This window comes from Tsukamurella sp. TY48, from assembly GCF_019656655.1.
Taxonomy (GTDB): domain Bacteria; phylum Actinomycetota; class Actinomycetes; order Mycobacteriales; family Mycobacteriaceae; genus Tsukamurella; species Tsukamurella strandjordii.
This window is the reverse complement of the sequence record NZ_BPMV01000001.1, coordinates 3,027,645-3,054,451: the sequence shown is the minus strand read 5'-3', so window position 1 is coordinate 3,054,451 and position 26,807 is coordinate 3,027,645. Positions and strand designations below refer to the sequence as shown.

29 protein-coding genes are annotated in these 26,807 nt (G+C 70.5%); 13 read left to right on the top strand and 16 right to left on the bottom strand.

The features are described 5' to 3' along the window. Positions 1 to 24 precede the first annotated feature (24 nt). Positions 25 to 1,782: a 2-isopropylmalate synthase gene (locus TTY48_RS15060; protein ID WP_255585691.1), complete on the bottom strand. Its 1,758-nt coding sequence runs from the start codon at positions 1,780 to 1,782 to the stop codon at positions 25 to 27. A gap of 171 nt (positions 1,783 to 1,953) precedes the next feature. Here TTY48_RS15060 and TTY48_RS15055 point away from each other — a divergent pair, with 171 nt between their 5' ends. Further along, positions 1,954 to 2,646: a FadR/GntR family transcriptional regulator gene (locus TTY48_RS15055; protein ID WP_220658256.1), complete on the top strand. Its 693-nt coding sequence runs from the start codon at positions 1,954 to 1,956 to the stop codon at positions 2,644 to 2,646. Here the strand turns inward: TTY48_RS15055 and TTY48_RS15050 are convergent. Further along, positions 2,609 to 3,439: a helix-turn-helix transcriptional regulator gene (locus TTY48_RS15050; RefSeq protein ID WP_220658255.1), complete on the bottom strand. Its 831-nt coding sequence runs from the start codon at positions 3,437 to 3,439 to the stop codon at positions 2,609 to 2,611. The two genes, TTY48_RS15055 and TTY48_RS15050, sit on opposite strands and share 38 nt — an antisense overlap. Positions 3,440 to 3,550: 111 nt before the next feature. Between TTY48_RS15050 and TTY48_RS15045 the strand changes: the two genes are divergently transcribed. Next, on the top strand, positions 3,551 to 4,972 hold the full coding sequence (locus TTY48_RS15045) for an MFS transporter (RefSeq protein WP_220658254.1): 1,422 nt from the start codon (positions 3,551 to 3,553) through the stop codon (positions 4,970 to 4,972). A gap of 1 nt (position 4,973) precedes the next feature. Here the strand turns inward: TTY48_RS15045 and TTY48_RS15040 are convergent, their stop codons facing one another. Genes TTY48_RS15040 through TTY48_RS15025 form a run of 4 tightly spaced genes read right to left on the bottom strand, consistent with a single transcriptional unit; the run spans position 4,974 to position 9,066 of the window. Further along, complete coding sequence (locus TTY48_RS15040) at positions 4,974 to 5,474, bottom strand: MarR family winged helix-turn-helix transcriptional regulator (RefSeq protein ID WP_344186017.1); 501 nt, start codon at positions 5,472 to 5,474, stop codon at positions 4,974 to 4,976. 7 nt (positions 5,475 to 5,481) lie between these two features. Continuing rightward, complete coding sequence (gene mmsB / locus TTY48_RS15035) at positions 5,482 to 6,351, bottom strand: 3-hydroxyisobutyrate dehydrogenase (RefSeq protein ID WP_220658253.1); 870 nt, start codon at positions 6,349 to 6,351, stop codon at positions 5,482 to 5,484. A gap of 13 nt (positions 6,352 to 6,364) precedes the next feature. Then, positions 6,365 to 7,528 carry an acyl-CoA dehydrogenase family protein gene (locus tag TTY48_RS15030; protein ID WP_220658252.1) on the bottom strand — a complete coding sequence of 388 codons (1,164 nt, stop codon included), beginning with the start codon at positions 7,526 to 7,528 and terminating at the stop codon, positions 6,365 to 6,367. A 17-nt stretch (positions 7,529 to 7,545) separates the two neighbouring features. Then, on the bottom strand, positions 7,546 to 9,066 hold the full coding sequence (locus TTY48_RS15025) for a CoA-acylating methylmalonate-semialdehyde dehydrogenase (RefSeq protein ID WP_220658251.1): 1,521 nt from the start codon (positions 9,064 to 9,066) through the stop codon (positions 7,546 to 7,548). A gap of 106 nt (positions 9,067 to 9,172) precedes the next feature. On the opposite strand from TTY48_RS15025, the gene TTY48_RS15020 reads away from it, so the two are divergent. From TTY48_RS15020 to TTY48_RS15005, 4 genes are read left to right on the top strand one after another with little or no spacing between them, the layout of a single operon-like run. Beyond that, positions 9,173 to 10,852, top strand: coding sequence for an AMP-binding protein (locus tag TTY48_RS15020; RefSeq protein ID WP_220658250.1), 1,680 nt, complete (start codon positions 9,173 to 9,175; stop codon positions 10,850 to 10,852). 54 nt (positions 10,853 to 10,906) lie between these two features. Then, positions 10,907 to 11,671, top strand: coding sequence for an ABC transporter ATP-binding protein (locus tag TTY48_RS15015; RefSeq protein WP_220658249.1), 765 nt, complete (start codon positions 10,907 to 10,909; stop codon positions 11,669 to 11,671). Continuing rightward, positions 11,668 to 13,275 (top strand): ABC transporter permease, encoded by a 1,608-nt coding sequence (locus TTY48_RS15010; RefSeq protein ID WP_220658248.1) that lies wholly within the window; start codon positions 11,668 to 11,670, stop codon positions 13,273 to 13,275. The genes TTY48_RS15015 and TTY48_RS15010 overlap by 4 nt, the downstream gene beginning before the upstream one ends. Before the next feature lie 55 nt (positions 13,276 to 13,330). After that, positions 13,331 to 14,326, top strand: coding sequence for a helix-turn-helix transcriptional regulator (locus TTY48_RS15005; RefSeq protein ID WP_220658247.1), 996 nt, complete (start codon positions 13,331 to 13,333; stop codon positions 14,324 to 14,326). Positions 14,327 to 14,334: 8 nt separating this feature from the next. Here the strand turns inward: TTY48_RS15005 and TTY48_RS15000 are convergent, their stop codons facing one another. Then, a complete protein-coding gene (locus tag TTY48_RS15000) occupies positions 14,335 to 14,541 on the bottom strand; it encodes a hypothetical protein (RefSeq protein ID WP_220658246.1) in 207 nt (68 codons plus the stop codon). Between the two features lie 176 nt (positions 14,542 to 14,717). Here TTY48_RS15000 and TTY48_RS14995 point away from each other — a divergent pair, with 176 nt between their 5' ends. The 3 genes from TTY48_RS14995 (at position 14,718) to TTY48_RS14985 (ending at position 17,004) form a co-directional block, all read left to right on the top strand. Then, a complete protein-coding gene (locus tag TTY48_RS14995) occupies positions 14,718 to 15,356 on the top strand; it encodes an HAD-IA family hydrolase (protein ID WP_220658245.1) in 639 nt (212 codons plus the stop codon). A 68-nt stretch (positions 15,357 to 15,424) separates the two neighbouring features. Further along, entirely contained in the window at positions 15,425 to 15,994 is a 570-nt protein-coding gene (locus tag TTY48_RS14990) for an RNA polymerase sigma factor (RefSeq protein WP_220658244.1), read from the top strand. Next, positions 15,991 to 17,004, top strand: coding sequence for a DUF4349 domain-containing protein (locus TTY48_RS14985; RefSeq protein ID WP_220658243.1), 1,014 nt, complete (start codon positions 15,991 to 15,993; stop codon positions 17,002 to 17,004). Before TTY48_RS14990 ends, TTY48_RS14985 begins: the two co-directional genes overlap by 4 nt. On the opposite strand, the gene TTY48_RS14980 is transcribed toward TTY48_RS14985, so the two are convergent. After that, positions 16,974 to 17,948, bottom strand: a complete 975-nt coding sequence (locus tag TTY48_RS14980) for a DUF5995 family protein (RefSeq protein ID WP_220658242.1) — start codon at positions 17,946 to 17,948, stop codon at positions 16,974 to 16,976. The two genes, TTY48_RS14985 and TTY48_RS14980, sit on opposite strands and share 31 nt — an antisense overlap. A gap of 258 nt (positions 17,949 to 18,206) precedes the next feature. Here TTY48_RS14980 and TTY48_RS14975 point away from each other — a divergent pair, with 258 nt between their 5' ends. Continuing rightward, a complete protein-coding gene (locus TTY48_RS14975) occupies positions 18,207 to 19,730 on the top strand; it encodes an OFA family MFS transporter (protein WP_220658241.1) in 1,524 nt (507 codons plus the stop codon). A gap of 57 nt (positions 19,731 to 19,787) precedes the next feature. Here the strand turns inward: TTY48_RS14975 and TTY48_RS14970 are convergent, their stop codons facing one another. Further along, complete coding sequence (locus TTY48_RS14970) at positions 19,788 to 20,183, bottom strand: MerR family transcriptional regulator (RefSeq protein WP_220658240.1); 396 nt, start codon at positions 20,181 to 20,183, stop codon at positions 19,788 to 19,790. A gap of 10 nt (positions 20,184 to 20,193) precedes the next feature. On the opposite strand from TTY48_RS14970, the gene TTY48_RS14965 reads away from it, so the two are divergent. After that, entirely contained in the window at positions 20,194 to 20,832 is a 639-nt protein-coding gene (locus TTY48_RS14965) for an NAD(P)H-dependent oxidoreductase (protein ID WP_220658239.1), read from the top strand. A gap of 1 nt (position 20,833) precedes the next feature. Here the strand turns inward: TTY48_RS14965 and TTY48_RS14960 are convergent, their stop codons facing one another. The 5 genes from TTY48_RS14960 to TTY48_RS14940 all read right to left on the bottom strand — a co-directional run bounded on the left by TTY48_RS14960 (position 20,834) and on the right by TTY48_RS14940 (position 24,455). Beyond that, positions 20,834 to 21,460, bottom strand: coding sequence for a maleylpyruvate isomerase family mycothiol-dependent enzyme (locus TTY48_RS14960; protein WP_220658238.1), 627 nt, complete (start codon positions 21,458 to 21,460; stop codon positions 20,834 to 20,836). Positions 21,461 to 21,511: 51 nt separating this feature from the next. Further along, entirely contained in the window at positions 21,512 to 22,078 is a 567-nt protein-coding gene (locus TTY48_RS14955) for a DUF1707 domain-containing protein (protein WP_220658237.1), read from the bottom strand. 9 nt (positions 22,079 to 22,087) lie between these two features. Further along, entirely contained in the window at positions 22,088 to 23,296 is a 1,209-nt protein-coding gene (locus tag TTY48_RS14950; protein ID WP_220658236.1) for an RNA polymerase sigma factor, read from the bottom strand. Then, positions 23,296 to 23,682 (bottom strand): YciI family protein, encoded by a 387-nt coding sequence (locus tag TTY48_RS14945; RefSeq protein ID WP_220658235.1) that lies wholly within the window; start codon positions 23,680 to 23,682, stop codon positions 23,296 to 23,298. Before TTY48_RS14945 ends, TTY48_RS14950 begins: the two co-directional genes overlap by 1 nt. An 80-nt stretch (positions 23,683 to 23,762) precedes the next feature. Continuing rightward, positions 23,763 to 24,455, bottom strand: coding sequence for a type 1 glutamine amidotransferase domain-containing protein (locus TTY48_RS14940; RefSeq protein ID WP_220658234.1), 693 nt, complete (start codon positions 24,453 to 24,455; stop codon positions 23,763 to 23,765). Between the two features lie 91 nt (positions 24,456 to 24,546). On the opposite strand from TTY48_RS14940, the gene TTY48_RS14935 reads away from it, so the two are divergent. Further along, on the top strand, positions 24,547 to 24,981 hold the full coding sequence (locus TTY48_RS14935) for a MarR family winged helix-turn-helix transcriptional regulator (protein ID WP_220658233.1): 435 nt from the start codon (positions 24,547 to 24,549) through the stop codon (positions 24,979 to 24,981). Here the strand turns inward: TTY48_RS14935 and TTY48_RS14930 are convergent. Together TTY48_RS14930 and TTY48_RS14925 are read right to left on the bottom strand one after the other, a co-directional pair. Next, a complete protein-coding gene (locus tag TTY48_RS14930) occupies positions 24,978 to 25,418 on the bottom strand; it encodes an acetyltransferase (protein WP_255585690.1) in 441 nt (146 codons plus the stop codon). The genes TTY48_RS14935 and TTY48_RS14930 overlap by 4 nt on opposite strands. A gap of 17 nt (positions 25,419 to 25,435) precedes the next feature. Beyond that, the gene (locus TTY48_RS14925; RefSeq protein WP_220658231.1) at positions 25,436 to 26,086 is read right to left on the bottom strand and encodes a hypothetical protein; all 651 of its coding nucleotides are present in this window, start codon (positions 26,084 to 26,086) and stop codon (positions 25,436 to 25,438) included. An 88-nt stretch (positions 26,087 to 26,174) separates the two neighbouring features. Here TTY48_RS14925 and TTY48_RS14920 point away from each other — a divergent pair, with 88 nt between their 5' ends. Then, positions 26,175 to 26,807 (top strand): DUF2461 domain-containing protein, encoded by a 633-nt coding sequence (locus tag TTY48_RS14920; protein ID WP_220658230.1) that lies wholly within the window; start codon positions 26,175 to 26,177, stop codon positions 26,805 to 26,807.

Below are 26,807 nucleotides of genomic sequence, written 5' to 3'. Positions count from 1 at the left end.
GGCCGCTGCGACGTTACCGGCGGGTCACTTGTCCCGGTCGGCGGCGTGCAGCACCGCGGCCGCGGTGGCGGCCAGCACCGACCGGTGTCGTCCCATGCTCCAGCGCACCTCACCGTCGCGCCGGTACTCCAGCAGGGTCAGCGCATCGGCGTCGTTGCCCCGCCCCACCGCGCTCTGATGCAGGGACAGGACATCGAGTTTCACATCGTGTTCCGCAAGTGCGGCGGCCAGCGCCTCGACCGGACCGGCACCGTCTGCGATGGACCGGTGCGAGACACCGTCCACCCGGAGGTCGACGGTGACGCGGCTGCCCGCGCCGGTCTCGGTCGCGGTGCACTCGACGAGCTGGAACCTCCGCTCGGCGGGGGCTCCGAATGCGGACTCGAAGACGGCCCACAGCGTGGCGGCGTCCACTTCCGCTCCGTGCTCATCGGTGTGCGCCTGCACGTGCCGGGCGAAGTCGATCTGCAGGCGGCGCGGCAGTTCGACACCCAGATCGCGCTCCAGCAGGTAGGCGATGCCGCCCTTCCCGGACTGGGAGTTCACCCGGATCACGGCGTCGTAGGTACGGCCGATATCGGCGGGGTCCACCGGCAGATAGGGCACCCACCAATCGATCTCACGCTCGGGTCGTCCCTCGGCCGCGGCCCGCTCCCGGTGTTCGGCGAAGCCCTTCTTGATCGCGTCCTGATGGGTACCGCTGAAGGCGGTGTGCACCAGATCGCCCACGTACGGGTGCCGCTCCGGGATCGCGATGCCGTTGCAGGCCTCCACGGTGCGCCGCACCTCGTCGATGTCGGAGAAGTCCACCATCGGGTCGATGCCCTGCGCGAACAGGTTCAGCGCCAGGGTGGCGAGGTCGACGTTGCCGGTGCGCTCGCCGTTGCCGAAGATGCAGCCCTCCACCCGCTGCGCCCCGGCCAGGACGGCGAGTTCGGCGCACGCGATGCCGGTGCCGCGATCGTTGTGCGGGTGCACCGAGAGGATCACCGCGTCCCGCCGGGCCAGGTTCCGGTGCATGTACTCGATCTGATCCGCGTACACGTTGGGGGTGGCGATCTCGACGGTGGCGGGCAGGTTGAGGATCACCGGGCGGTCGGCGGTGGCGTCCCACAGGCTGGTCATCGCATCGCAGAGGTCCAGCACGTAGTCGGGTTCGGTGAGGTTGAAGACCTCGGGTGAGAACTCGAACCGCACGCCCGCCTGATCTCCCGCGGCGGCCAGCAGGTCGCGTCCACCGTCCAGGATCAGTGACCGCAGCTCCTCCCGGTCCCGCCCCAGCACCACATCGCGCCAGGTGGGTGCGGTAGCGGTGTACATGTGGATGACCACGTCGTTCGTGATGCCGCGGATGGACTCCACGGTCCGCTCGATGAGGTCGGTGCGGGCAGGGGTGAAGACGACGATCGTCACATCGTCGGGCGCGATGCCGGTCTCGGCGACCTGCCGCACGAAGTCGTAGTCGGTCTGCGAGGCGGAGGGGTAGCCGACCTCGATCTCCTTGTAGCCCATGGCCACCATGAGTTCGAAGAAGCGGCGCTTGCGCGCAGGATTCATGGGCTCGGGCAGCGCCTGGTTCCCGTCCCGCAGGTCGACGGGCACCCACAGCGGGGCCTCGGTGAGGCGCCGGGTGGGCCACTCCCGGTCGGTGAGCGGAACCTCGACACGGGAGTACACGTCGCGGTACCGATGGGCGGGCATCTGCGATCCACGCTGACGGTTCCAGGCGGGCGCGGAGGCGGGGACGGGGCCGGCGGGGGTGGAGACACTGGGGAAAGCCATGGGTTCTTCCTTCTCGGATGGTTCTCGACCGGCGCGACGCTCCCCCACGGCGGGCGGCCGGTCGATCCGGATCAGGCCCCGCCGTGGCGCGGAAGGAGATTCAGGCTCCGCAGTGTCATGCCGATGACCCTAACACAACTCCTCAGACAAGCCGACAAGTATCCTGTTCCCATGCCTCCCCTGCGCCGCGAATCCCTCGCCGACCAGGCCGCCGAGCGGCTGCTGGAACGCATCCGCGCGGGCGAGTGGGAGCTGGGCGCGAAACTCCCCGGGGAGACCACACTCGCTCCCCAGCTCGGCGTGGGCAGGTCGACGGTGCGCGAGGCCATCCGGCGCCTCGCCGGGATCGGTGTCCTGACCACCCGGCAGGGCTCGGGAGTGTTCGTGACCAGGTTGGATGCACCCTCCGGGATGGACTCGATACTCGACCGCGCCGATATCGAGGCCGTGATCGAGGCCCGGATCGCGATCGAGGCCGAGGGCGCCGCGCTCGCGGCACGGCGACGCACGGAGGCCGATCTCGACGCCATCCGCGCCGCTCTGGCCGTCCGCGCGGCGCACCGGGGGGATCTGGCGCGGCACGTGGAGACCGACACCGCCTTCCATCGGACGGTGATCGCGGCGGCGCACAGTCCCGTGCTGTTGGAGATGTTCGACGGGATCGCCGCGCACCTGCGCCGCGCGATGATCGACATGCTGCGCACCCGCGCCGGAGGATTCGGCGACGACGCCGACCAGGAGTCGCACGCGGACCTGCTCGCGGCGGTCGAACGGCGCGACGCCGAAGCCGCCGCCGGGCTGAGCCGCTCGCACCTCGCCGGCCTGCTCAGCCGGGTCGGTGCTCCGCCGGCACCAGGCGCGTGAGCCGCTCGCGGGTGCGGTCATCGCGCGGCAGGTAGGTCAACATCCGCAACCAGGGCCGGTCGCGCAGGTTGAAGGTGCTCACCTGCAGGTGCAGCTCCCCCACCCGCGGATTGCGGATCGTCTTCTCCCAATCGGCGGCGTCGAGCACGAGGCCCGCGTGCCACAACTGGGCGAACAGTGGTGACGCCGCCTGCAACCGGGCCAGCAGGGGATCCCACGCGGGATCGGCGTGACTGTCGGCGTAGATCGCACGCGTGCGGGCCACCACGGCCTCCAACTCCTGGCGGTCCGCGGCGTAGGCGCCCAGCCACAGTTCGTCGGTGAAGTCGAGCCACAGGCAGTTGCGGTCCTCCGGCGCGAACTCCTCGACATCGGTGATGAGGAACCGGAAGGCGCGGTTGTACCGGACCATGTCGCCGCGAGCGTTGAGCACCACGGCGGGGTTCGGCAGCAGCGCATCGAGCACCGGCTGCACCGTGGAGGCCGCGCCGGTGTCGGCCGGCGGACCGGGCTGGTGCCCGGCCAACCGCAGTACGTGATCTCGCTCCCCCGCATCCAGGAGCAGGGCGTCGGCCACGGCGCACAACACCTCCGGGCTCGGGTTCACATCCCGGCCCTGCTCGACCCACGTGTACCAGGTGGTTCCCACATTGGCCCGCGCCGCGACCTCCTCGCGGCGGAGCCCGGGGGTCCGGCGTCGCCCACCCACCGGCAGCCCCACCTGCTGCGGCGTCACCTGCTCCCGACGGGTGCGCAGGAAGCGCGCCAGTTCGGCGTTGTTGCGGGTGGCCATGCACCGAGTATCCCCCGCTGCCGCCCCGGAAGGGGCCGCCAGCCCGGTGGTCTCACTACTAGGATCCGTGCGGTCTGGATACCCGGATACCGCAGGAGCAGGGTCGGCGTCATGACCGATTCCCCCACTCCGCGCCTGACCGGCGCCGGCCTGGCCGTTCTGGGCCTGGCGTACTTCCTCACCACGTTCCTGTTCGCCTCGGCCAATGTCGCGGTGCCGAGCATCGCGGAACACCTGTCCGCGTCGCCGACCCAGCAGTCGCTCGTCTTGGCCGCGTTCTCGGCCATGTTCGCGACCGCGCTGATCCTGTTCGGGCGGCTCGGCGATAACCGTGGGCGACGCCGGGTGTTGGTGATCGGCCTCGGCGCGGTCGGAATCACCTCGGTGGCAGCGGGGTTCGCGCCGGATATCAGCTCGTTGATCGTGCTGCGCGGCGCGCAGGGCATCGCCGCCGCAGCGTTCACCCCGCAGGTGCTCTCGACCATCCAGGCGACGACCACCGGCGACGATCGCCGCCGCGCCGTCGCGGTGATCGCGGCCACCGCCGGGGTGGGATTCTGCGGCGGACAGGTGCTCGGTGGCGCGCTGCTGGCCTGGGACCCGGGCGGGTTCGGCTGGCGCTCGGTGTGGTGGTGCACCGCCGTGATCGCCGTCGCCGCCGCGCTGGCCGGGCGCGCGGTGCCCGACACCCGGGCCGATCGGCGGCTGCCGCTGGACTACCGCGGTGCGGCGCTGCTCACGGTGGCCCTGCTCGCCCTCCTGGTCGGCCTCGCGATCGGCGGCACGCTCGGCTGGCCCGCGGTGTCGTGGGTGCTCCTGGCCTTGGCGGCGCTGTCCGGCGGCGCCTTCTGGACCGCGCAGCGCCGGGTGGAGGCCGCGCGCGGGGCCCCGCTCGTCCCGCCGTCGGTGTTCGCGCACCGCCCGATCCGCGTGGGCCTGCTCATGGCGCTGCTGTTCTTCTCCGGTTACGGCGCCCTGGTCTACGAGTACGCCCTGGTGACCGAGCACGCACTCGGGATGAGCCCCGCCCTATCGGGCCTGACGCTGCTGCTCTACGGCGTGGCCTTCGTGGCGGTCTCGTTGCGGCAGCCCGCGATCCACCGTCGCCTGGGTGCCCGCACCATGCCGGTCGGTGCCGCCGTGAACGCCGCGGGGCTGCTCGCGCTCGCGGCCAGTGGGTTCGCGCCGCACGGGTGGGCGTGGGCGGTGCAGCCCGCGTTGGTCGTGGTGGGCGCCGCGCAGGCGATGCAGTTCGGTCCCCTCGTCTCCACGATCATGGGTGCGGTGCCCGATCGGATCGCGGGCCTCACCGGCGGGCTGGTGAACACGGCGCAGCAAGCGGCGCTCGCCCTCGGCGTGGCAACCCTGGGCACCGGCTACACCGCGCTCGCGACCGGGATGCCGGCGCAGCACGCCTTCGCCGTGATCCTGCTCGTGCACGCGGCACTCGCGGCCGCCTTCGCGCTGTGTGCGCGCAGCCTGCACCGCGACCGTCCGGCCATCACCGGCGAACTCGTTCCGGCGCGCGAGTGAATCAGAAGTCGCCGTGGAATCTCCGCAGACTGCGGATGGCGCCGACCAGGTCCGCCGATTCATCGTCGGGCATGCCGAGATCGGCGAAGACGTCGTTGAGCACGAGCGTGGCCTCCTCCACCAGCTCACGCCCCTCCTCGGTGATGGCCACCAGGGTGGTCCGGCCGTCGGTGGGGTGCGGGCGGCGCTCGACCAGCCCCGCCTCGCCGAGCCGGTCGATCGCGTGCGTCACGGAGGAGACGTGCACCTGGAGCCGCGTGCTGGCTTTGGAGATGGGCAGCTCGCCCTGGCGGGTGAAGGCCAGTAGGCGCAGCAGCTCGAACCGGGAGAAGGAGAGCTGGAAGGGCTTGAGCGCGGCCTCGATCCGCGCGAGCAGGATCTGGTGCGCGCGCATCACGGAGGTCACCGCCTCCATGCCGACAGCGGTGGCGCCGCCCCAGCCCGCGTCCTCCCAGTTGCGCCGGGCGAGCGCGATCGGGTCCCGGTCGTCGGACGTCTCCACCAGATTCCTACCTCAGCGTGTGAATGATCGCGCTGAAGTCTAGGCCCCCGTTGTCCTCGGCGAACGCCGAGTACAGCTGTGCGGCGTGGGTGCCCAGCGGGGCGGACGATCCGGTGGACGCCACGGCGTCCATCGCCAGGCCCAGATCCTTGTTCATCAGGGCGGTCGCGAAACCGGGCTTGAACTCGTTGCCCGACGGTGCGCCCGGCACCGGCCCCGGCACGGGGCAGTTGGTGTGCAGCGACCAACAGTTGCCGGTGGCGCCGGTGACCACGTCGTAGAGCGCCTGATCCGCCAGGCCCAGCTTCTCGGCCAGGACGAAGGCCTCGCCCACCACGATCTGCTGCACCGCGAGGATCATGTTGTTGCACACCTTGGCGGCCTGCCCGTTGCCGGAGCCGCCGCAGTGGATCACCTTGCCCGCCATGGGATCGAGCACCGGCTGCGCGGCGGCGAAGGCCGCGTCGTCGCCGCCCACCATGAAGGCGAGCGTTCCCGCATCGGCGCCCTTCACGCCGCCGGACACGGGGGCATCCACCTGGAGCATTCCCGCGGCCTCGGCCAGTGCGTGCACCGCGCGGGCATCGTCGACCGAGATCGTGGAGCTGTCGATGAACAACGTGCCCTTCGCCGCATGGGGCAGCACGGACTCGTAGACCGACGTCACGATCGCCCCGTTGGGCAGCATGGTGACCACCGCGTCGGTGCCGGTCACTGCCTCCTCCGCGGTATCGATCACGGTGACGCCGGCGGCCCGAGCCGCGTCCTGCGCAGCGGGCACCAGGTCGAAGCCGCGCACGGTGTGCCCGGCGGCCACCAGGTTCTTGGCCATCGGTCCGCCCATGTGGCCGAGTCCGAGGAATGCGATGGTGCTCATGAAAACGCCTCTCCTACTTGCCCTGGATGCGGGCGGCCTCGGCGCGGCCGATCACCATCCGCATGATCTCGTTGGTGCCCTCGAGGATCCGGTTCACCCGCAGGTCTCGGACGATCTTCTCGACGCCGGTCTCGTGCAGGTAGCCGTAGCCGCCGTGCAGCTGCAGCGCCTGATCGGCCACCTGGAAGCAGGTCTCGGTGACGAACTTCTTGGCCATGGCGCAGAGCTCGACCTTGTCGGGATCGTTGTCGTCGAGTGCGGTGGCGGCACGCCACAGGATCAGCCGCGAGGCCTCCAGCGAGGTGGCCATATCGGCGAGCGTGAACCGGATGGTGGGCTCGTCGATCAGTTTGCGGCCGAAGGTCTCCCGCTCCGTCATGTACTGCAGTGCCAGGTCGTACGCGGCCTGCGCACCGCCCATCGAGCAGGCGGCGATGTTCAGCCGGCCGCCGTTGAGGCCGTTCATGGCGATGCCGAAGCCCTTGCCCGCACCCTCGGCGCCGCCGAGCATGCGCGACGCCGGGATGCGGACGTTCTCGAAGATCACCTGCGTGGTGGGTTGGCTGTGCCAGCCCATCTTCACCTCGGCCGGCCCGAACGAGAGACCGGGCGTGCCCTTGTCCACCAGGAAGGTCGAGATGCCGCGGGCGCCCTCGCCCTCGCTGCGGGCCATGACCACATACAGGTCGGAGGCGCCGCCGCCGGAGATGAACTGCTTGGTGCCGTTGAGCACGAAATCGTCGCCGTCGCGCTCGGCCTTGGTGGTGAGCGAGGCCGCGTCCGAGCCGGCGCCCGGCTCGGTGAGGCAGTAGCTGGCCATGATGTCCATCGGCGCCAGCTTGGGGATCCACTCCTCGCGTTGCTCCTGCGATCCGTAGGTGTCCACCATCCAGGTGCACATGTTGTGGATCGAGAGGAAGGCGGCGGTCACGGGGTCGCCCTTGGCGAGCTCCTCGAAGATGCGCACACCGTCGAGCCGGCGCAGCCCGGAGCCGCCCACGTCCTCGCGGGTGTAGATGGCGGCCATGCCGAGGCTGCCCGCCTCCTTCATCTCCGCGATGGGGAAGTGCTTCTCGGCGTCCCACTGCAGGGCGTACGGCGCGAGCCGTTTGCGCGCGAAATCGCGTGCCATGTCGACGACGGCGCGGTCGTCGCCGGTGAGTACGGGGTAAGGCATGTGTCCGTGATCCTCCGTCAGCGCATCGTCGGGATGGAGAACTCGGCCCCGTCCTTGATGCCGGACGGCCAGCGCGAGGTGACCGTCTTCGTCTTGGTGTAGAAGAGGATCGAGTGCGGACCGTGCTGGTTCAGATCGCCGAAGCCGGAGCGCTTCCAGCCGCCGAAGGTGTGGTACGCCACGGGAACCGGGATCGGCACGTTGACGCCCACCATGCCCACCTCGACGCGGGCCACGAAGTCGCGGGCGGCATCGCCGTCGCGGGTGAAGATGGCCACGCCGTTGCCGTACTCGTGCTCGGTGGGCAGGGCGATCGCCTCCTCGTAGTCCTTGGCGCGCACGATGCACAGGACCGGTCCGAAGATCTCGTCGGTGTAGATCGACATGTCCTTGGTGACGTGGTCGAACAGGGTGGGGCCGAGGTAGTTGCCGCCGGACAGGTCGGCGTCGCCGAAGGTCAACTCGTCACTGGTCCGCTCGCGGCCGTCCACCACGAGGTCGGCGCCGGCGTCCACACCCTGCTGGATGTAGCTCTTGGTGCGCTCCACGGCGGCCGGGGTGATGAGCGGGCCGTAGTCGGCCTTCGGGTCGTGGCTGTGGCCCACGCGCAGCTGCTGCACGCGCTCGACGAGGCGCTCACGGAGGCGGTTGGCGGTCTCCTCGCCCACGGGCACGGCCACCGAGATCGCCATGCAGCGCTCGCCGGCGGAGCCGTAGCCGGCGCCGATGAGGGCGTCCACCGCCTGGTCCAGGTCGGCGTCCGGCAGGATCACCATGTGGTTCTTGGCGCCGCCGAAGGCCTGGCTGCGCTTGCCGTTCTTAGCGGCGGTCTCGTAGATGTACTGCGCGATATCGGAGCTGCCGACGAAGCCGACGGCCTTGATGTCGGGGTTGTTCAGCAGTGCGTCCACCGACTCCTTATCGCCGTGGACGACCTGGAAGACGCCCTCGGGCAGACCGGCCTCGATAAACAGCTCGGCGAGGCGGACGGGGACGGAGGGGTCGCGCTCGGAGGGCTTGAGCACGAAGGCGTTGCCGCAGGCCAGGGCCGGGCCGGCCTTCCACAGCGGGATCATGGCGGGGAAGTTGAAGGGCGTGATGCCGGCGACCACGCCGAGGGGCTGGCGCATCGAGTAGACGTCGATCCCGGTGCCCGCACCCTCGGTGTACTCGCCCTTGAGCAGGTGCGGGATGCCGATCGAGAACTCGATCACCTCGATGCCGCGCTGGATGTCGCCCGCGGCGTCGGCCAGGGTCTTGCCGTGCTCACTGGAGAGCAGCGAGGCCAGCTCGTCCATGTTCTGGTGCACCAGCTCGATGAACTTCATGAAGACGCGGGCGCGGCGCTGCGGGTTGAACGCGGCCCACACCTTCTGCGCCTCCTTGGCGCGGGCGACCACGTCGTTCACCTCGGCGGTGGTGGCCAGCGGCACCGTGGCCTGGACCTCACCCGTGCTGGGATCGAAGACGTCCGCGGTGCGGCCCGTCCCCTCCACCCGGCGTCCGTCGATGAAGTGCGGGATCGCCCGTGTAGCCATGGTCTGTCCTTCTCTCGAGTTCTGGGAAGTCATCGTGAACCTTGCGCGATGTGTTGCCGATCACTATATACTTGGATATCCAAGTAATCAACCGGAAGGCGTGAAAGTGACCAGTGCACAGGGATATCGGGACTTCCTGGCCGCCCGCGACCTGCTCGTGGAGCTCGCGGAGGACTACGACGCGGCGCGTGAGCGGTTCGCCTGGCCGCAGCTGGACGAGTGGAATTTCGCGCTGGACTGGTTCGACCGGGTGGCCGAGACCAACGACGCCCCCGCGCTGTGGATCGTCGAGGAGGACGGTTCGGAGTCGAAGTTCAGCTACGCGCAGATGAGCGCCCGCAGCAACCGCGTGGCCAACTGGCTGCGCGAGCGCGGTGTGAACCCGGGCGACCGGATCCTGCTGATGCTCAGCAATCAGGTGGAGCTGTGGGACGTGATGCTGGCCGCCATCAAGTTGGGCGCCGTGGTCATCCCCGCCACCACCCTGCTCGCCGAGGCGGATGTGGCCGACCGCATCTCCCGCGGCGGCGCCAAGCACGTGATCGTGCGCAGTGAACTGGCCGACCGCGTGCCCGCGGATGCGCAGGTCACGCGCATCGCCATCGGCTCCCCGGTGCAGGGTTGGGAGACCTTCGCCGCCGCGTACACGGCCTCGGATCACTTCACGCCCAGCCACACCACGCACGCCGACGACACGCTGCTGCTGTACTTCACCTCCGGCACCACCAGCACCCCGAAGCTGGTGGAGCACACGCACGCCTCGTATCCCGTCGGGCATCTGTCCACGATGTACTGGATCGGCCTGCGCCCCGGCGATGTCCACCTCAACGTGAGCTCCCCGGGCTGGGCCAAGCACGCGTGGAGCAACGTCTTCACCCCGTGGATCGCGCAGGCCTGCGTGTTCATCTACAACTACAGCCGGTTCGACGCCGCGGCCCTGATGGGACAGATGCAGCGCGCCGGTGTCACCAGCTTCTGCGCACCGCCCACGGTGTGGCGCATGCTGATCCAGGCGGATCTCAGCGCGCTGCAGAACCCGCCGCGCGTCGTGGTGGGCGCGGGCGAGCCGCTGAACCCGGAGGTCATCTCGCGCGTGCGCGACGCCTGGGGCGTCACCATCCGCGACGGTTTCGGGCAGACGGAAACCACGGTGCAGGTGGCGAACACACCGGGGCAGCCGCTCAAGGACGGTTCGATGGGCCGGCCGTGCCCCGGGTACGACGTAGTTCTCGTCGATCCCGCGACGGGCGAGCAGGGCGTGGACGAGGGCGAGATCTGCCTGCGCCTGGACCCGCGTCCGCTGGGTCTGATGGTGGGGTACCACGGTGATCCGGAGAAGACCGCGAAGGTGATGGACGGCGGCGTCTACCACACCGGCGATGTGGCCTCGAAGGACGCGGAGGGCTATCTGACCTACGTGGGCCGCACCGACGACGTCTTCAAATCGAGCGACTACAAGATCAGCCCGTTCGAGTTGGAATCCGTTCTGCTGGAGCATGAAGCGGTGGCCGAGGCGGCCATCGTGCCCGCCCCCGACGAGCTGCGGCTCGCGGTGCCGAAGGCGTACATCGTGCTCGCCGAGGGTTACGAGCCGAGCGCGGAGACCGCCCGGTCGATCTTCGAGTACAGCCGGGGGCACCTCGCGCCGTACAAGCGGGTGCGCCGGATCGCCTTCGCCGATCTGCCGAAGACCATCAGCGGCAAGATCCGCCGCGTCGAGCTGCGCAAGGCGGAGGAGCAGGGCCTCACCTCGCAGGAGTTCCGCGAGGACGAGGTGAAGTCCTGATCGCACCCACCGATCTGATTGATGTGTTTCGCATCATGAACTAGCGTGCACGGCATGACCACCCCCGCGCCGCCCGCCCTGCTCCTGGAGGACCTCCATCTCGCTTTCGGGAGCAAGGAGGCGGTGTCGGGGGTGTCCCTGTGGGTGCCGCAGGGATCGATGTTCGGGCTCGTGGGCCCGAACGGCGCGGGGAAGACCACCTCACTGTCGATGGCGGTGGGGCTGCTGCGCCCCGGGCGGGGACGCTGCCTCGTCTTCGGCGTGGACGTGTGGGGCGATCCGCTCACCGCGAAGCCGCTCATCGGGGTGCTCCCCGATGGGCTGGCACTCCCGGACCAGTTCACCGGCCCGGAGCTGCTCACCTACCTCGGGCGGCTGCGCGCCATGCCCGAGCAGGTGATCGCGCAGCGCCGCGACGAACTGCTCTCGGTGCTCGGGCTCGCCGATGCCGGCGGCACGGTGATCGCGGACTACTCGGCGGGCATGACCAAGAAGATCGGACTCGCGGCGGCTCTGCTGCACGGGCCGCGGCTGCTCGTCCTCGACGAACCCTTCGAAGCCGTCGACCCCGTGTCCAGCACCTCGATCCGCGCCATCCTCATCGACTTCGTCCGCGGCGGCGGCACCGTGATCCTCTCCAGCCACGTGATGGCCACGGTCTCGGAGCTGTGCACCCACGTGGGCGTCATCAACGCCGGCCGGGTGGTGGCCGCGGGCACCGTCGATCAGGTGCGGGCCGGTGGCACGCTGGACGAGGCCTTCGTCCGCCTCGTCGGCGGCGCCGCCCACACCGGGGGCCTGTCGTGGATGCAGTCGTGACGGCGCCGGGTCCCGGCGCCACGGCCCCCGCGGCGCCCAGCCTCAACCGCACCGTCGCACAGATGCAGTGGACGCTGTACAAGCGCCGTTCCAGCGGCGGCCGATTGGCCCTGAACATCCTCGCCGGCGTCTTCGCGGCCCTCGTCGCGATCGCTCTGGTGGTCGGCTCCGTCGCCATCGGCATCAACGGCGATCCGGCCGGCGGAGCGTGGATGGCGGTGGTGCTCGCCGGGATCGGCGCGATGTGGGCGTACCTGCCCGCGCTGTCGGGCTTCTCCGACAGCGGCCTGCAGCCGCGGCAGTTCACCCTGCTGCCCCTGCGGCCGCGCCCCTTCGCGCGGGCGCTGTTCCTGTCCTCGCTGATCGGGATCCCGGTTCCCGTCACGGTTCTCGCGTGCTGTCTCATCCTCGGCTACGCGGCGGGCCGCGCACCGGTCACACTGCTGGTGGCGATCCCCGCGGTCCCCCTCACCGCGCTGCTGTTCGTGGCGCTGTCCCGGGTGATCTCCCTCGGGCTGTCCCAGGCCATCCGCTCGCGCCGCGGGCGCGAGCTCGCGATGCTCGCCTTCGTCCTCGTCTTCTGCGTGCTGTACGCCGGGCAGTTCGTCCTCAACCAGCGCCTCGGGGAGACCTTCGACGCCGGGGGCCCGCGCGGCGCCTACGCGATCCCGTTCGCCTGGGGCATCGCGGCCGTCGAACGCGCGGCGGAGGGCCAGTGGTCGATCGCGATCGGCGCGCTGATCGGACTCGCCGCGCTGTCGGGCCTGCTGCTCCTGGCCTGGCAGGCCCTGGTGGCCCGGCTGTTCGACGGCCGGGTGGCACCGTCGACCTCGGAGCGCTCTGCCCGCAGCCGCAGCGGCTACCTGCGCCAGGGCTGGCGGGCCACTCCCCGCGGTGCGGTGGTGGCGCGCGAGCTGGCGGCCTGGCAGGGCGACGTGCGCCGGCTGTACCAGCTGCTCCCCACGCTGGCCTTCGGCGCGATGAGCGCCGTGATGCCGCTGTTCCTCCCGGATTTCCCGTTCAACGCGCGGTGGGGCGCATACTTCGTGCTGATGATGGCCACGATGGGCGCGATGAACCTGTACGGCCTCGACGGCAAGACCTTCTGGCATCTGGCGATGGTGCCGTCCGCCGCCTCGGCGGACGTGCGGGGCCGGCAGATCGCCTGGGCCCTGGTGACGCTGCCCATCGCCGTGGTGGCCGCCGTGGTGGTGCGCGCCTTCGGCGACGATCCGTGGGATCGGGTCGAGGTACCGATCGCGGTGACGGTGGCGATGCTCGGCGTGGGGGCCGGACTGATGATCGCCGGCTCGGCGAGCGCCCCCTATCCGGTGCCGGACGCGAAGAAGATGATGTCCTTCTCGACCCGGAACTCCGCGGGCGGCGCGGCCATCGGCTGGTCGCTGGGCTCCATCGGGATCCTCGCGGTCACGGCGGTGCCGTGCGCGCTGCTGGCCGCCCTGCTCCCGGCCCCGCTCCGGTGGACGGGCATCGCGCTGGCCGCGGTGCTCGGCGCCCTGGGCTGGTGGTGGGGCGGCAGGATCGCCACCGGCCGCCTGATCACCCGGCCCGACCTGATCCAGTACGCGGTCACCCGCAACTGAATCGGTATCGGCCGATCACCGGGCGCGAGCGCGCCGCGCGGCCTACCTTCGGCTCATGCTCACGTACGTTCTCGATGTCCGCGACCTGTCGGACGTGCGCTTCGTACTGGCGCCACTGAACGAGACGGCGTTCAGCCTGTTCCACCTGGATCAGGAGCGTGCCGGCGCCCCGCACCTGCGCCGGTGGCACGACAACGCCCGCGCGCAGCGCGATCTGTACGACCACCGGTTGATCAGCGCGCTCATCGCGCCCTCGGGAAACGCGATACCGGACTTCCTCACCCCGATGCCCGACGCGGGAATCGCGCGGCCCTCCCTACAGGACGGTCTCGCGGCGGTGGCGGCCACCGATCCCGCGGTGATCCACGAGCAACTGGACGAGCTGCGCGAGGGGCAGCGGCCCTCGGCGACGCTGGCCCGCCTGCTCGACGCGGACGATGCCGGCACCCGGATAGCCGAGGCCCTCGATCGGTACCACCGGGTGACCATCGCACCGATCTGGCCCGCGGTGAACCGGATCCTGGAGGCGGACATCACCTTCCGCGGCCGGGAGCTCGCCCTCGGCGGCCCCACGCAGCTGTTCACCTCGTTGACGCCGCACCTGAGCTGGGACCGCGATGGGGTGCTGCGACTGGATCTGGCCTACGCCCGCAGTGCCGGCGAGTATCCGGCCGCCGGGCGCGGACTCACGCTGATCCCCAGCGTCTTCGTCACGCGGCTGGTGAGCGCCCACTCCCCCGCCTCGGCGGCCCCGCACGTGGGCTACCCGGCGCGGGGCAGCGCGACCTTGACTGAGTCGATGCGCACGGTGCCGCCCGGCGCGCTGCGCCGGCTGATCGGCGGCGCGAAAGCCGATGTGCTGCATGCACTCGACGAGGCGGTGTCGGTCAGCGAGCTGGCGCGGCGGTTGGAGGTGACTCCGCCCGCGGTGTCCCAGAGCCTGCGGGTGCTCTACGAGAACGGGCTGATCGACCGGGCCCGGAGCGGCAGGGAGGTGCTGTACCGGCGCTCACCGGAAGGGGAGCGGCTGGCGCGGGGGCACCGCGCCTGACGGCGGACTCAGGCGCGCAGGTACGCGGGGCCCACGTACTCGGGCTGGGTGGCCACGAAGCGCTGGGCGAGGGTGCGCAGGCCCACGAGGAACCCCTCGGGACGGGGCGCACCGGCGGGACGCGAGGCCTCGTCGTGCAGGTCCGCGAGACGGGCGTAGACGGACGCGGTCATGGGATCGACCGCGAGGTTGTGGTGGTGACGGAATTCGCTCATGCCACCAGTAGACCGATCCGCACCGCGCGGGGCCAATCATTAAGCCATGCCCTTAATTGTGATCGGGAACACTGTGCGCCACGCCATATTTCGCGCCCGCCGTGGATGTCGGGAATCCCGCTCGGGCGTCGCCACAGCCCCGTAGAGTGGCGTAGACCACTACTCAGGAGGACAGATTGCTCACCGCCCGCGCGCTGCTACTGGACATGGACGGCACCCTGGTCGATTCGCACGCCGTCGTGGAGCGCTGCTGGAGCCGCTGGGCGCTCGATCACGGGCTCGATCCGCAGGAGGTGCTCGCCGTGGCGCACGGCCGGCAGGGGCACGCGACGATGGCTGCGCTCCTACCCGACCGGCCGGTGGAGGTGAACCTCGCGGAGAACCGCGCGCTGCTCGCCCAGGAGACGGCCGATACCGAGGGCATCGTGCCGATCGCCGGCGCCCCGGAGTTCCTGGCCGCGATCGCCGCGGCGCCGCACGCCCTGGTGACCTCCGCCGACACCGCGCTCGCCACCGCCCGGATGGGCGCCGCCGGACTGCCCATGCCCGCGGTCCGCGTGACCGCCGAGGACGTGCGGGCGAGCAAGCCGGACCCGGAGGGCTTCCTCAAGGGCGCCGCGCTGCTCGGCGTCGCGCCCGCGGACTGCGTGGTCTTCGAGGATTCCGAGGCCGGGATCGCGGCCGCCAAAGCCGCCGGGATGCGGGTGGTGGGCGTGGGACCGCGCTCGGCCGATTTCGCGCCCGACGTGCAGGTCGACGATCTGACCGCGGTCACGGTCACCGTCGCCGGCCCGACGGTGCGCCTATCCTTCTGACCTGCGCCTTCGACTCGGAGTGAGACGATGGGACCCGCCCTCGACATAGACCGGGTGTGACGTCCACGATGAGCAACGAGCAGACAGACGACAGAGGCCTGCTCACCCGCGCCGCAGCGGGACAGGCCGACGCCTTCGCGGCGATCTACGACAGACACGTGCGGCCGGTGTACTGGCAGGCCTACGGCGTGCTGCGGGATGCCGAGGCCGCGCAGGAGACAGCACAGGACACCTTCCTCACGCTGTGGCGGCGGATCGACGAGGTCCACCTGGTGGACGCGTCCGTCCTGCCCTGGCTGCTGGCCACCGCCCGGTACACCGCGCTCAATGCGAGCAGGAAGCTGACCGCCACCCGGCTGCGATCCGCGCCCATCGAGGGTGAGGAGCCCGCCGCCGCAGCGACCGCGTCCCCCGAGGACGAGGTTCTGGCGCGAGAGGTCCGCGAACGCATCGCGAGCGCCGTCGCGGCGCTCTCCCCCATCGACCAACGCCTCTACCACCTCTGCGTGGAGGGCGAACAGACCTACGACAGTGCGGCCCGCGAGCTGGGCGTGACCCATGCCGCGGTCCGCAATCGCGTTTCCCGGCTGCGCGGCCGCCTGCGCGCCGACCTGAGCACCCTGAGGGAGCAGTCATGACCGAGCCGATCACCCCCGACGACGTCCTCACCGACGACCGGATCGCGGCGATGCGCCGCACGGTCATGGGCGAGGTGCGCGACGACATCGCCGCCCGCCGCAACGCCCGGCGCACGCGGACCCTGGCCCTGTCCGCAGCGGCCACCATCGCCGTGGTCGGCGTGGCGGGAGGCGTTCTCGCGGGCCTGTTCACGGTAGGAGACTCCTCGAACGCCGCTCCGGAGCAGAGCTTCCTGAGCCCGGGGACGACGGTGCAGGGATCCGCCCCGGTGATCGGCGGCGAGCCCGCGGCCCCGAAGGGCGCCGCGCCGGTCCCCGGTACCGCGGCCCAGCCTCCCTTGCCGACCGATGCACCCGATCCGGGGGCCACGAACCGGCAGGTGGTCACCACCGGCTCGGTGAACCTGACGGCCGCCGATCCCGCGCGCGCCGCGAAGGAGCTGGTGGCGGCGGTCGAGAAGGCGGGCGGCCGGATCGATGACCGCAGCGAGTCCGGCACCGGCGACGACAAGTCCGCGCTTCTCACGGTGCGCCTGCCCAGCGACCGGGTCAACGACACGGTGGCCACGATGTCCACTCTGGGCGAGGTGGATTCGGTGCAGCTCAAGCACGAGGACGTGACCTCGACGGTGGTCGACCTCGATGCCCGGATCCGCGCCACCCAACTGTCCGTGGACCGGCTGACCGCGATCCTCGCCCAGGCCGACACGTCCGACAAGGTGATCCAGGCCGAGGGGGCGCTGACCACCCGGCAGCGGGAGCTGGAGAGCCTGCAGTCGCGACGGAACGCGCTCGGCGAGCAGGTCTCGCTCTCGACGCTCACGGTGTCGATCGACGCCGAGAAGCCGGAGCACCGCGGCGGGTTCGTCGGCGGACTCCAGGACGGCTGGAACGCGCTGACCGCGGCGGGCGGGTGGCTGGTGACCGCCGGCGGCGCGCTGGTGCCCTGGCTCGCGCTGATCCTGGTGCTCTACGCGGGCTACCGGGCCGTGCGGCGGGCGCGTTCCTGACCGACGGGAGCGGCGGTTCCGGGCGACGGTACCGGCGCGCCGAGGCCGCCGAGTCCGGAGAGGACGTCGAAGGCGATCTCACCGGTCTGCCACAGTGCCTGGACCGCGCCCTCCGCGGCGGGACGAACGGCGAGGTCCTGCAGCGCCATACCGTTGGCGAAGGTGATGGTGTTGTAGCCGTCATCGGCGGCGCGCAACATCAGGTTCGACGCGACTCCCGCCCCGACCAGCCGGTCGAGACCCTGGCCGAAGAAGTAGAAGGTCCACAGCCCCCACAGATCGGCGTTGTAGATCCGCTTGCTGCGCTCCGGGATCACGTTGCCGTTCTTGGCGATCGAATCGACGATGCGATAGAAGTCGAGGGCGTTGCGGGCCGTGCTCCGGGTGGCCGCCACCGTGTACGCGAGGTCGACGGTGATGTGCGCGTTGTAGCCCGCCATGGCCACCCGGGCCGGCGGGAGTTCACAGCGGCCGGCGAGCCGGAAGTAGTTGGCCCACCACGACGGGACGGGCGCACCCGTCCACTGCGCGTGCACCGCACGCAGGTACCGGCTCACCAGGTCGATCGACAACGCCTTCGCGTACCGCGGATCATCGAGACCGGCCTCGTGCCGCTGGACGGGGACCACCGCGTCCTCGATCACCCCGTCCATGCCGACACCGAACAGGCCGCGCCAGTCACGATGCGCGGCGAGGATGTTCGCGATCTCACGTTGCCGGGCGGTGAGATCGTCCAGCGTGGCGAAGGTGGGGGCGGTGGGCATCCCGCGCAGATCCGACCGCGCCGCGATGCGGGCGTTCTCCGCTGGGCTCAGGGCACTGGTGCCGCAGTAGTGCGACGGGGCCGCGTGCACCGGTCCGACGCCGATCGTGATGCTCGCCGCGACCACCAGCGCGAGTACCGAACCGTGCACGGCCGACCGTGCCCGCTGCCGACCGATCATGGCCTTCTCCGTTCGCCCGGCACGTTCCGGGGTTCGGTCCCCGCGTGCGCACCACCGAGGTGAACAGTGTGGGTCAGGCCTCGCCGAGCGCCACCTCGGGGTCACCGAGGCGGGCGGAGTTCACGATCCGTCGCGAGGTGATCAGCGCCCGCACATCCCTGCCGCCGGCGGCCGGGGCACACGAAGATCGCGTGACCCGGCCCCTGATCCGCCCGCCGCACGGTATGACTGGGAGGCTCGCTTCCGACGGAGGACCACATGCCCGCACTCTCGTTCCTCGACCGCGCGCACTCGGTGGCACCGCCCGGCTACAGCCGCTGGCTCATCCCACCCGCCGCGCTCGCCATCCACCTGTGCATCGGACAGGCGTACGCCACCAGCGTGTACAAGGACGCACTGGTCAAACACTTCGACTCCAGCCTCACGGCGATCGGCGTGATCTTCTCGGTGGCGATCGTGATGCTCGGGGTGTCGGCCGCGCTGTTCGGCACCTGGGTCGACCGGGTGGGCCCGCGCCGCACGATGTTCACCTCCGCGTGTTGCTGGTCGGCGGGATTCCTCATCGCCGCGGCGGGGATCGCCACCAAGCAGCTGTGGCTGGTGTACTTCGGCTACGGCGTGGTCGGCGGCATCGGCCTGGGTCTCGGGTACATCTCCCCCGTGTCCACGCTGATCAAGTGGTTCCCGGACCGCCCCGGCCTCGCCACGGGCATGGCGATCATGGGCTTCGGCGGTGGTGCGATGGTGGCCGCACCGCTGTCGAAGCAGTTGCTGTCCCTGTACGGCGGCACCGAGGCCGGGGGGTCGGCGGTGGTGAAGCTGTTCATCACGTTGGGCATCGCCTACTTCGTGGTGATGATGCTGGGGGTGTTCACGGTGCGCGTTCCCGCGCCGGGCTGGCATCCGGCGGGATTCGACCCGGCCACGGCACCGTCGACCGCGATGGTGACCTCCGGGCAGGTCTCCGCGGCGAACGCGATCAAGACGCCGCAGTTCTGGCTGCTGTGGGTGGTGTTGCTGTGCAACGTGACCGCGGGCATCGGCATCCTGGAGCAGGCGGCCGACATGATCCAGGATTTCTTCCGCGGCGGGAACGGGATCTCGACCGTGACGGCCACGGTGGCGGCGGGCTTCGTGGGACTGCTCTCGGTGGCGAACATGGCGGGGCGGTTCGGCTGGTCGACCACCTCGGACTACCTGGGTCGCAAACGCACCTACATGGTGTACCTCGGCGTGGGAATCCTGCTGTACCTGGGACTGTCGACGATCGGCTCGTCGTCGACCGCGCTGTTCGTGTTGTTCTGCGCGGTGATCATCTCGTTCTACGGCGGCGGCTTCGCGACGGCACCCGCCTACCTGCGTGACCTGTTCGGCACCTTCCAGGTGGGCGCCATCCACGGCCGCCTCCTCACCGCGTGGTCGACGGCCGGCGTCCTGGGGCCGCTCATCGTCAACGGCGTCCTGGACGCCCAGGGCACGCCGGGCGATCTCCGCGCCGCCGACTACCGGCCGGCGCTGCTGATCATGACGGCGGTACTGGCGATCGGCTTCGTCGCGAATCTGCTGATCCGTCCGGTCGACGGTAAGTGGCACGAGGCCGGCGCGGTCACCGACGCCGTCGATTCCGATGTCCGGGGCGCAGCGAACGAGCTCGTGACCGAGACCTCGTCGGCGGGCCGGTACCGGCCTGCGATCATCGCGACCTGGACGCTGGTCACGGTGCCACTGGCGTACGGGCTGTTCTACGCGGGCAAGGCGGCGCTGCAGCTGTTCTCCGGCTGATTCCCTCGGGTGCAGTGGGGCGGGCCCGATCGAGCCGGTGACCACCGGCGAGCAGGCCTAGCGGTTGTCCACCACGTAGTCGCGCAGCTCGTCGAGCTTGCGCCGGGCGGCGTTCAGCTCGCGGATGCGGGCATCGAGCACCGTCCGCCGGTCCTTGATCCGGGCGAGCGCGGACTCGACCTCCTCCGGGGTGGCCGGCGCCTCCCCGCAGACGATGCCCACGAGATCGGCCGTCTCCGCGGCCGAGAGGCCCGCCTCGATCAGGCAGCGCGCATCGCTCACGGTGCGGACATCGTCCTCCGTGAAGACGCGGTATCCGTTCGCCCCGCGATCGGGGGCGAGGATGCCGGTGGCCTCGTAGTGCCTGATCATGCGCGGCGTGGCACCGGTGCGGGCGCACAGATCCCGCATCTGGAGCTCGGGCTTGACTATGACACTGGTGTCAGCGTTCATGCTCTCCAGTATGACCGATACACACGATCAGTTCCGCGGTCTCATCGTGACCGCCCACCCCGACCCGCAGTCCGCGACCGCCGCCACCGCGCGCGCCGTCGCGGACGGATTCCGCGACGGCGGCTTCGCCGTGGTGGATCAGTACGACATCGTCGCCGACGGATTCGACGCCACGTTCCGGATCGACGATCTCGCCGCGTACCGCGACGGCGATTCCCCGCTCCCGGAGGAGGTGCGCGCGCAGCAGCTCCGGCTGGAGCAGTACGACGCGCTCGCGATCGTCTTCCCGGTCTACTGGTGGACCCTGCCGGGCGCCCTCAAGGGCTGGATCGACCGGGTGTTCACGCGTGGCTGGGCGTACAACGATCGAGGGCCCGAGGTGGAGCTCGCCGCACCGAAACGGCTGTACTTCTTCGGGATCGGCGCCACCGACGCGGCCACCTATCGCGAGCACGGATACCTGGACGGTATGCAGGCGCAATTGGTAGACGGTCTCGCCGGCTACATGGGCGCCAAGGATTCCGAACTGGTGCTGCTCTACGACGGCGAGTCCCGGCACCACGAGAAGCACGAGGCCCGCGAGGAGGCCGCCCGCACGGCCGCCGCGGCGATCGCCCGGCGTGCCGGCCGGAGCGAGGACGCCGCCTGAGTCAGGCCCCGAGCCGGCTCGTCAGTTCCGCCAGGCCCGGTCCCGCCAGGTCACCGAGGGCGACGGTGCGCCCGCTCACGGCGAGCAGCAGAGCCAGGGCGGGCCCCGTCACCTCGGGTCCGTCACCGAGCGTGACATCGGCGTCGTCGGCGTTGATCCGCAGGCCGGCCACGTGCTGTTTGGCCCCGCCCATGGACGTGCTGGTGCGGGCCTGCAGTTCGAGCGCGCGGACGACGGCCCACAGCGGGTACTCGCCCACCGCACCGAGCGGACGGCGGATGTCCTCGCCGTGCACGATCGACTCCACGAGCCGGGTGTCGAGCGGCGCCGGCGGCGTGGCCGTCGCATCGACGACGGCGCGGAAGGCGGCCAGCATGTCGGCCGCGGAACCGCGCTCGCGATCGACGCCGTTCTGGTTGTCGCGGTCGAAATCGAACCGGGCGGCGAGCATGCCCCGCAGGAAGCCGAGCCGGGTGGTCTTGGCGGTGGAGATCTGGTGCGCCGTCACATCGCGCACCGTCCACCCGGGGCACAGCGACGGGGTGTCCCAGCGGGATTCCTCGACACCACCGAGGAATTCGATGAGTGCCCGCCGTTCGGCGTGAACCATGGGCCAGACGTCCGACATGGAAGCTCCTTGATCGAGGTGCGCGACCCCCACCCTAGTTCCGATCGCGGATCAGCGGCGCAGTACCACCGAGCTTCCCGATGTCGCGGAGCCGCGCAGCACGATCGTCGGGCCGCCGGGCGCCGCCGGTTCACCCGCCTTGTCCTTCACCGAGCTCCATCCCGATGTCGCGAGGCCGGACCGTTCGACCCGCATCGCGGGACCCAGGCGCAGTTTCAGGGTGCTCCAGGTGACCTGGACGTCGATCTCCACGCCGCCGTAGGGGAAGTCCGCGGTGCGGAAATCGAGCTTGGCGGTGCCGGTCGAGCCGGTGATCCGCAGGCGGGCGGGCACCGTCCACACTCCCCCGCGCACCACGGTGTCCCAGTCGATTTCGAGCACCTCCGGCGGGCGGTCCACGGTGGGATCCGGCAGCGCCGGAGGGAACAGGCGATCGCCGACAGGGAGGTCCGCGACCAGTTCGCGGAGTTCTCCGCGGGTCGCCGCTCGGTACGCGGCGTGCGTGCGCTGGTCGAACTCGTCCACCGTGAGATAGCCGGTGGCCATCGACTCGCCCAGCAGTTCAACGGCGCGTTGCCGCTCGGGGTCGCCCACCCTTATCCCATCGCTGTCGGCCATGGCCCGACCCTATCGACTCCCGTCGGACCGCGGGAAGCCTCCCGGGAGGCTCGCGCGTCGGGATTCGAGGTACGCACGCTCAGCCGGATCGGTGGTCAACGAGATCGCCTTGTCGTACGCGGATTTCGCTTCGGGGTCGCCGAGGCTCAAGAGATGGGCGCGCAGGGCCCACGCGGTGTGGAGACGCTCGGTGTCGGGCAGGGCGTCGAGAGCGGCCAGGCCCGCGGCGGCGCCGTCCAGTTCGGCGGTGACGGCGGCGAGCGCGACGCCGCCGCCCCGCGTGGGGGCGAGCGCCTGCAGCGATCGGTAGAGCCCGTGCAGGGTGCGCCAATCGGGTGTTCCGCCCGCCGGCCGGGCGCAGTGCACGGCGCCGATCGCGGCCTCCAGTTGGAAGCGGCCGACGATGCCCAGCGCGTGCGCCGCACGGAGATGCCGGTGCCCGATGCCGATGAGATCGCGGTCCCAGCGGCGTGGATCCTGCTGTGGGAGTGGGACGAAGTCGCCGTGCTCAGACAGGCGTGCGGGCAGTCGCGCACTGCTCAGGTAGAGCGTGGCCGCCAGGCCGTGGGCCTCCGCGATCGTGGGAGCGGCGTCGGTGATCGTCTCGGCGAGGCCGAGGAGCAGCGCATGACGTTCGCGCGGCGGTGAGGGCCATTCGATGCTGTAGGCGCCGTACACGGCTTCGAGCACGGCCTCGATCCGGGTGTCGATCTCGTTCTCGCCGGGGACCTCGAAGGGGATGCGGTCGCGCTGGATCCGCTTCTTGGCGCGGGTGAGCCGGGCGGCCATGGTGGCGGTGGGGATGAGGAAGGCGCGACCGACCTGTTCGGCGGTGAACCCCAGCACCGTGTTCAGCATGAGCGGTACCGCGGCGTCGGCCACCCCGGGATGCGCGCACACCAGGAGCAGCTCGAACCGGCGATCGGGCTGATCCTGCAGCGCCGGACCGTCGTGGACGTCGTCGAGCGGGACCGTGGCCTGCACCGCTGCCGACTTCCATCGATCCCGCTGACGGTTGCGCGCCACGGTGAGCAGCCACGCATCGGGATCGTCGGGCACACCGTCGGCCGGCCACCGCGTGAGGGCGCGCTCGAAGGCGTCGGCGAGCGCGTCCTCCGCGGCGGCGAGGTCGTGGGTGCGGGCCGCGAGCAGCGACAGCAGCCGACCGTACGAGGTGCGGGCGGCGTGCTCCGCCCGCACCTGCGGGTCGGCGTCCATCAGTCCGTGCAGGCCGCGGCGTCCCAGACGCCGCTGTCACACGCGGCGGCAACCCGGCGCACCTCGATCACCGCGTACTGGGTGGCGGGGTGCTGCTGCGCCCAGGCGATCGCGGCGTCCTGGTCGGGCACATCGATGATGAAGACCCCCGCGAGCACCTCTCGGGTATCGGCGAACGGGCCGTTCTCGATCCGCAGGTCCCCGTCGCGGCGGGTCACGGTGACCGTGCGGGCCACCGGCTCCATGATCTCGGCGCCCACGAAGACCCCGGCCGATTCGAGAGCGGCGGTGTAATCGGCCATGGCCCGCTGCATCTGCAGCAGGACCTCGGTGGGAACGTCACCGTCGGCCGGTTCGGCGTTGTTGAGCAGCAGCGCGTAATGCATGATTCCTCCTGGTGTCCACTGTGCCCCAGGGTGGGGCACAGTGATGACGATCGACGCGCGGAGGAATCGACAGGGCCGCGCTAGCGGTTCGCGAGCAGGGCGAGGACGCCCTCGGCGACCGGGTGCGCGCTCGCGGGGTTCTGCCCGGTCACGATGGTGCCGTCGGTCACCGAGAACGGAGCCCAGGCCTCGTCGGCCTCCACGTAGGTGGCGCCGCGCTCCGCGATCCGCTCCTCGAGGTTGAACGGGACGATGGGGTCGAGCCCCGCGAGCACCTCCTCGTTCCAGGAGAAGCCCGAGATGCGCCGGCCCGCGATGAGCGGGGCACCGTCGGCCTTCGTGGCGCCGAGCAGGCCGGCCGTGCCGTGACAGACCGCGGAGACGATCTTGCCCGCGGCATCGAACTCGCGCAGCAGCGCGGCGAGTCGCTCGTCCGTGGGGAAGTCGAACATCACGCCGTGCCCACCGGTGAGGTAGATCGCGTCGAAGTCGGCCGCGTCGACGTCCTTGAGCGAGACCGTGTTCGCGATCCGTGCCATGAACTCGGGGTCGTCGTAGCGGGCGCGCGTGCCGCCCTGGGCCAACACCTCGTGACTGAGGGATTCGGGGTCGATGGGAACGAAGCCGCCGTCGATGCTGGCGATGGTGGTGGTGTGCCCCGCGGCCTCGACCGCGTCGACGAAGTGGGTCAGTTCGCCCAGCCAGAGGCCGGTACGGCGGCCGCTCACGCGGTACGACGGGACGCTGGTGGTGACGACCAGGATGTTGCTCATGTTCCACTCCTTATGGTTTGTCCAACAACTCAACCGTAACACATATCAGTTGTTCTACAACTGATATGTGGAGCGTTGCTACGCTGGGCGGGTGGAGGAACATGACGAGACCTGCGACTTCGGCTGGTCGATCGGGGTGCTCACCAAGGCCTACGCCGACGAGGTGGCGCCGATCCTGGACCGCCTGCCGCGGGGAATGCGCGGCTACCAGACGCTGTACGCGGCGGCGACGTACGACCTGCCCACACAGTTGGCACTCGCCGACTATCTGATGATCGACAAGTCGGTGATGCCCTACGTGGTCGACGATCTGGTCGCGGCGGGACTGGTGACCCGCGAACCGTCGCCGACCGACCGGCGGGCCCGGCGCGTGGTCCCGACGAAGGCCGGATTGGCCACCTTGGACCAGGTCGGCAAGGCTGTGCGCGATGCGGAGGGGCGACTCCTCGCGCCACTCTCCCCCGACGATGCGGCCACCCTCCGACGGGCGGCCGCCATCGTCGCCCGGACGTCGCGGGACGGCTAGCCCGCGAGGGCCAGGTGCAGGAGCGGATACGGGCGGCCCTCGCCGTCGGTCGCGCTGCGCCCGGCGACCGTGAAACCCTTGCGGGCGTAGAAGCCGACCGCCTGCTCGTTCTGCTCGTTGACGTCAACGGTGCGCACCCCCTGCTCGGCGACCACGTGGTCGAGCAGGGCGCCGCCGATTCCCCGACCGCGCGCATCGGCGTCCACGAACAGCATCACCAGTTCGCGGTCCGCCGTGCCGGCGAAACCGACCGGGCGGCCGTCGAGGTCGGCGACGGTGAGCCGCACCTGCGGGAAGTACGAGTCCGCGAGGTTGCCTTCGATCTCGTCGCGGTCCGCGGAGGCGAGGAAGTGGTGCGTGGCGTCGACGGAGCTGCGCCAGATCCGGACGAGCCGCGGGTACTCGTCGGGGCCGGATGTCTCACGCAGCTCGATCACGGGCCGATTGTCCGGCATCAGGCGCCGGCGTCGCCACTGATATCCCGCCACGGGTAGTTCTTCGGGCGGTGTCGCGGAGGGATCAGTTCGAGCCCCTTGTCCGGCGCGACCGAGTAGATGTAGCGTCCCACGGCCCGCGGCGACGGGCTGTGGAAGGGCGTGATCCGGATCGCCGCAATCTGGTAGTCGCGGAACCAGAAGCGATCCGAGACCGTTGCCGACGCAACCGAATACATCATCGCACGGGAGCGTCGCCCGGGCGGCAGACCGAAGGTGTAGACGACGGCCTGTTGATACGCGCCGGCCGCCTCGATCGTGTGACCCACCGACGTGACCTCGGACCACCGCCACCGCCGGAGGGCCGGGTCCTCGACCCGACTGAAGCTGACGCCCTCACTGGAGAGAACGGCCACCTCGCGCCCGGAGTACATGCCCACCAGAATCAAGACGGTGAGACCGGACATCGCGATTCCGGCGATCGCGGCGAAGACGAACAGCACCACGGCGCTGACAGAATCCACGCCTTCCGACATCACGAGCGCGGCGGTCGACAGCATGAGGACCCCGGTGAGGCCGAAGAGGAGCACGAGCGCGATGCCGGCGGGACGGAAGCCGAGCCGCACCACCATCGGCCGAGGCCCGCCGGAAGACACTTCCCCACCACTCATCTTTCTTATTCTTCATATGTAGATCGCGATGCGCAATTCTCTCGACCGCGCGCCGTCTGCGTCGCCCGCCTGGCGGTAGTGTCGCGGCATGAGCTTCACCGGATTCCCCGAGGCGGCGCTGGACTTCTACGACGACCTCGAGGCCGATAACTCCAAGGTGTTCTGGGAGGCGCACAAGGAGATCTACCGGTCGGCGGTCGCCGAGCCGATGGCGGCGCTGACCGACGAGCTGGCCGACGAGTTCGGTACCGCCAAGATCTTCCGCCCCTACCGCGATGTGCGATTCTCCAAGGACAAGACGCCCTACAAGACGCATCAGGGCGCGTTCGTCGGCGTCGGTCCCGCGACGGGCTACTACGTGCAGATCGGTGCGCCCGGGGTCCGCGTGGGCGCCGGCTTCTACGACGCGAGCCCCACCCGGCTCGCCGCTTTCCGCAAGGCCATCGACCATGACCGATACGGCCCCGAACTGGAACAGATCATCGCCACGCTCCGCCGCAAGGGCTGGGAGATCGGCGGCGACACCGTCAAGACCGCGCCGCGGGGCTGGGACGTCGATCACCCGCGGATCGAGCTGTTGCGGCACAAGTCGCTGTCCGCGATGCGCGACTACGGATTCGGCGACATCATCGGATCACCGAAGCTCGTCGCCCAGATCCGCAAGCACTGGCGCGAGACCGCACCGCTGCTCGATTGGCTCGTCGAGCACGGCGACCGCTGA

Coding starts and splice junctions, on each gene's coding strand:
- TTY48_RS15060 (WP_255585691.1), bottom strand. CDS start 1,782: ATGGCTTTCCCCAGTGTCTCCACCCCCGCCGGCCCCGTCCCCGCCTCC.
- TTY48_RS15055 (WP_220658256.1), top strand. CDS start 1,954: ATGCCTCCCCTGCGCCGCGAATCCCTCGCCGACCAGGCCGCCGAGCGG.
- TTY48_RS15050 (WP_220658255.1), bottom strand. CDS start 3,439: ATGGCCACCCGCAACAACGCCGAACTGGCGCGCTTCCTGCGCACCCGT.
- TTY48_RS15045 (WP_220658254.1), top strand. CDS start 3,551: ATGACCGATTCCCCCACTCCGCGCCTGACCGGCGCCGGCCTGGCCGTT.
- mmsB (WP_220658253.1), bottom strand. CDS start 6,351: ATGAGCACCATCGCATTCCTCGGACTCGGCCACATGGGCGGACCGATG.
- TTY48_RS15030 (WP_220658252.1), bottom strand. CDS start 7,528: ATGCCTTACCCCGTACTCACCGGCGACGACCGCGCCGTCGTCGACATG.
- TTY48_RS15025 (WP_220658251.1), bottom strand. CDS start 9,066: ATGGCTACACGGGCGATCCCGCACTTCATCGACGGACGCCGGGTGGAG.
- TTY48_RS15015 (WP_220658249.1), top strand. CDS start 10,907: ATGACCACCCCCGCGCCGCCCGCCCTGCTCCTGGAGGACCTCCATCTC.
- TTY48_RS15005 (WP_220658247.1), top strand. CDS start 13,331: ATGCTCACGTACGTTCTCGATGTCCGCGACCTGTCGGACGTGCGCTTC.
- TTY48_RS15000 (WP_220658246.1), bottom strand. CDS start 14,541: ATGAGCGAATTCCGTCACCACCACAACCTCGCGGTCGATCCCATGACC.
- TTY48_RS14990 (WP_220658244.1), top strand. CDS start 15,425: ATGAGCAACGAGCAGACAGACGACAGAGGCCTGCTCACCCGCGCCGCA.
- TTY48_RS14985 (WP_220658243.1), top strand. CDS start 15,991: ATGACCGAGCCGATCACCCCCGACGACGTCCTCACCGACGACCGGATC.
- TTY48_RS14980 (WP_220658242.1), bottom strand. CDS start 17,948: ATGATCGGTCGGCAGCGGGCACGGTCGGCCGTGCACGGTTCGGTACTC.
- TTY48_RS14975 (WP_220658241.1), top strand. CDS start 18,207: ATGCCCGCACTCTCGTTCCTCGACCGCGCGCACTCGGTGGCACCGCCC.
- TTY48_RS14970 (WP_220658240.1), bottom strand. CDS start 20,183: ATGAACGCTGACACCAGTGTCATAGTCAAGCCCGAGCTCCAGATGCGG.
- TTY48_RS14965 (WP_220658239.1), top strand. CDS start 20,194: ATGACCGATACACACGATCAGTTCCGCGGTCTCATCGTGACCGCCCAC.
- TTY48_RS14960 (WP_220658238.1), bottom strand. CDS start 21,460: ATGTCGGACGTCTGGCCCATGGTTCACGCCGAACGGCGGGCACTCATC.
- TTY48_RS14955 (WP_220658237.1), bottom strand. CDS start 22,078: ATGGCCGACAGCGATGGGATAAGGGTGGGCGACCCCGAGCGGCAACGC.
- TTY48_RS14950 (WP_220658236.1), bottom strand. CDS start 23,296: ATGGACGCCGACCCGCAGGTGCGGGCGGAGCACGCCGCCCGCACCTCG.
- TTY48_RS14945 (WP_220658235.1), bottom strand. CDS start 23,682: ATGCATTACGCGCTGCTGCTCAACAACGCCGAACCGGCCGACGGTGAC.
- TTY48_RS14940 (WP_220658234.1), bottom strand. CDS start 24,455: ATGAGCAACATCCTGGTCGTCACCACCAGCGTCCCGTCGTACCGCGTG.
- TTY48_RS14925 (WP_220658231.1), bottom strand. CDS start 26,086: ATGAGTGGTGGGGAAGTGTCTTCCGGCGGGCCTCGGCCGATGGTGGTG.
- TTY48_RS14920 (WP_220658230.1), top strand. CDS start 26,175: ATGAGCTTCACCGGATTCCCCGAGGCGGCGCTGGACTTCTACGACGAC.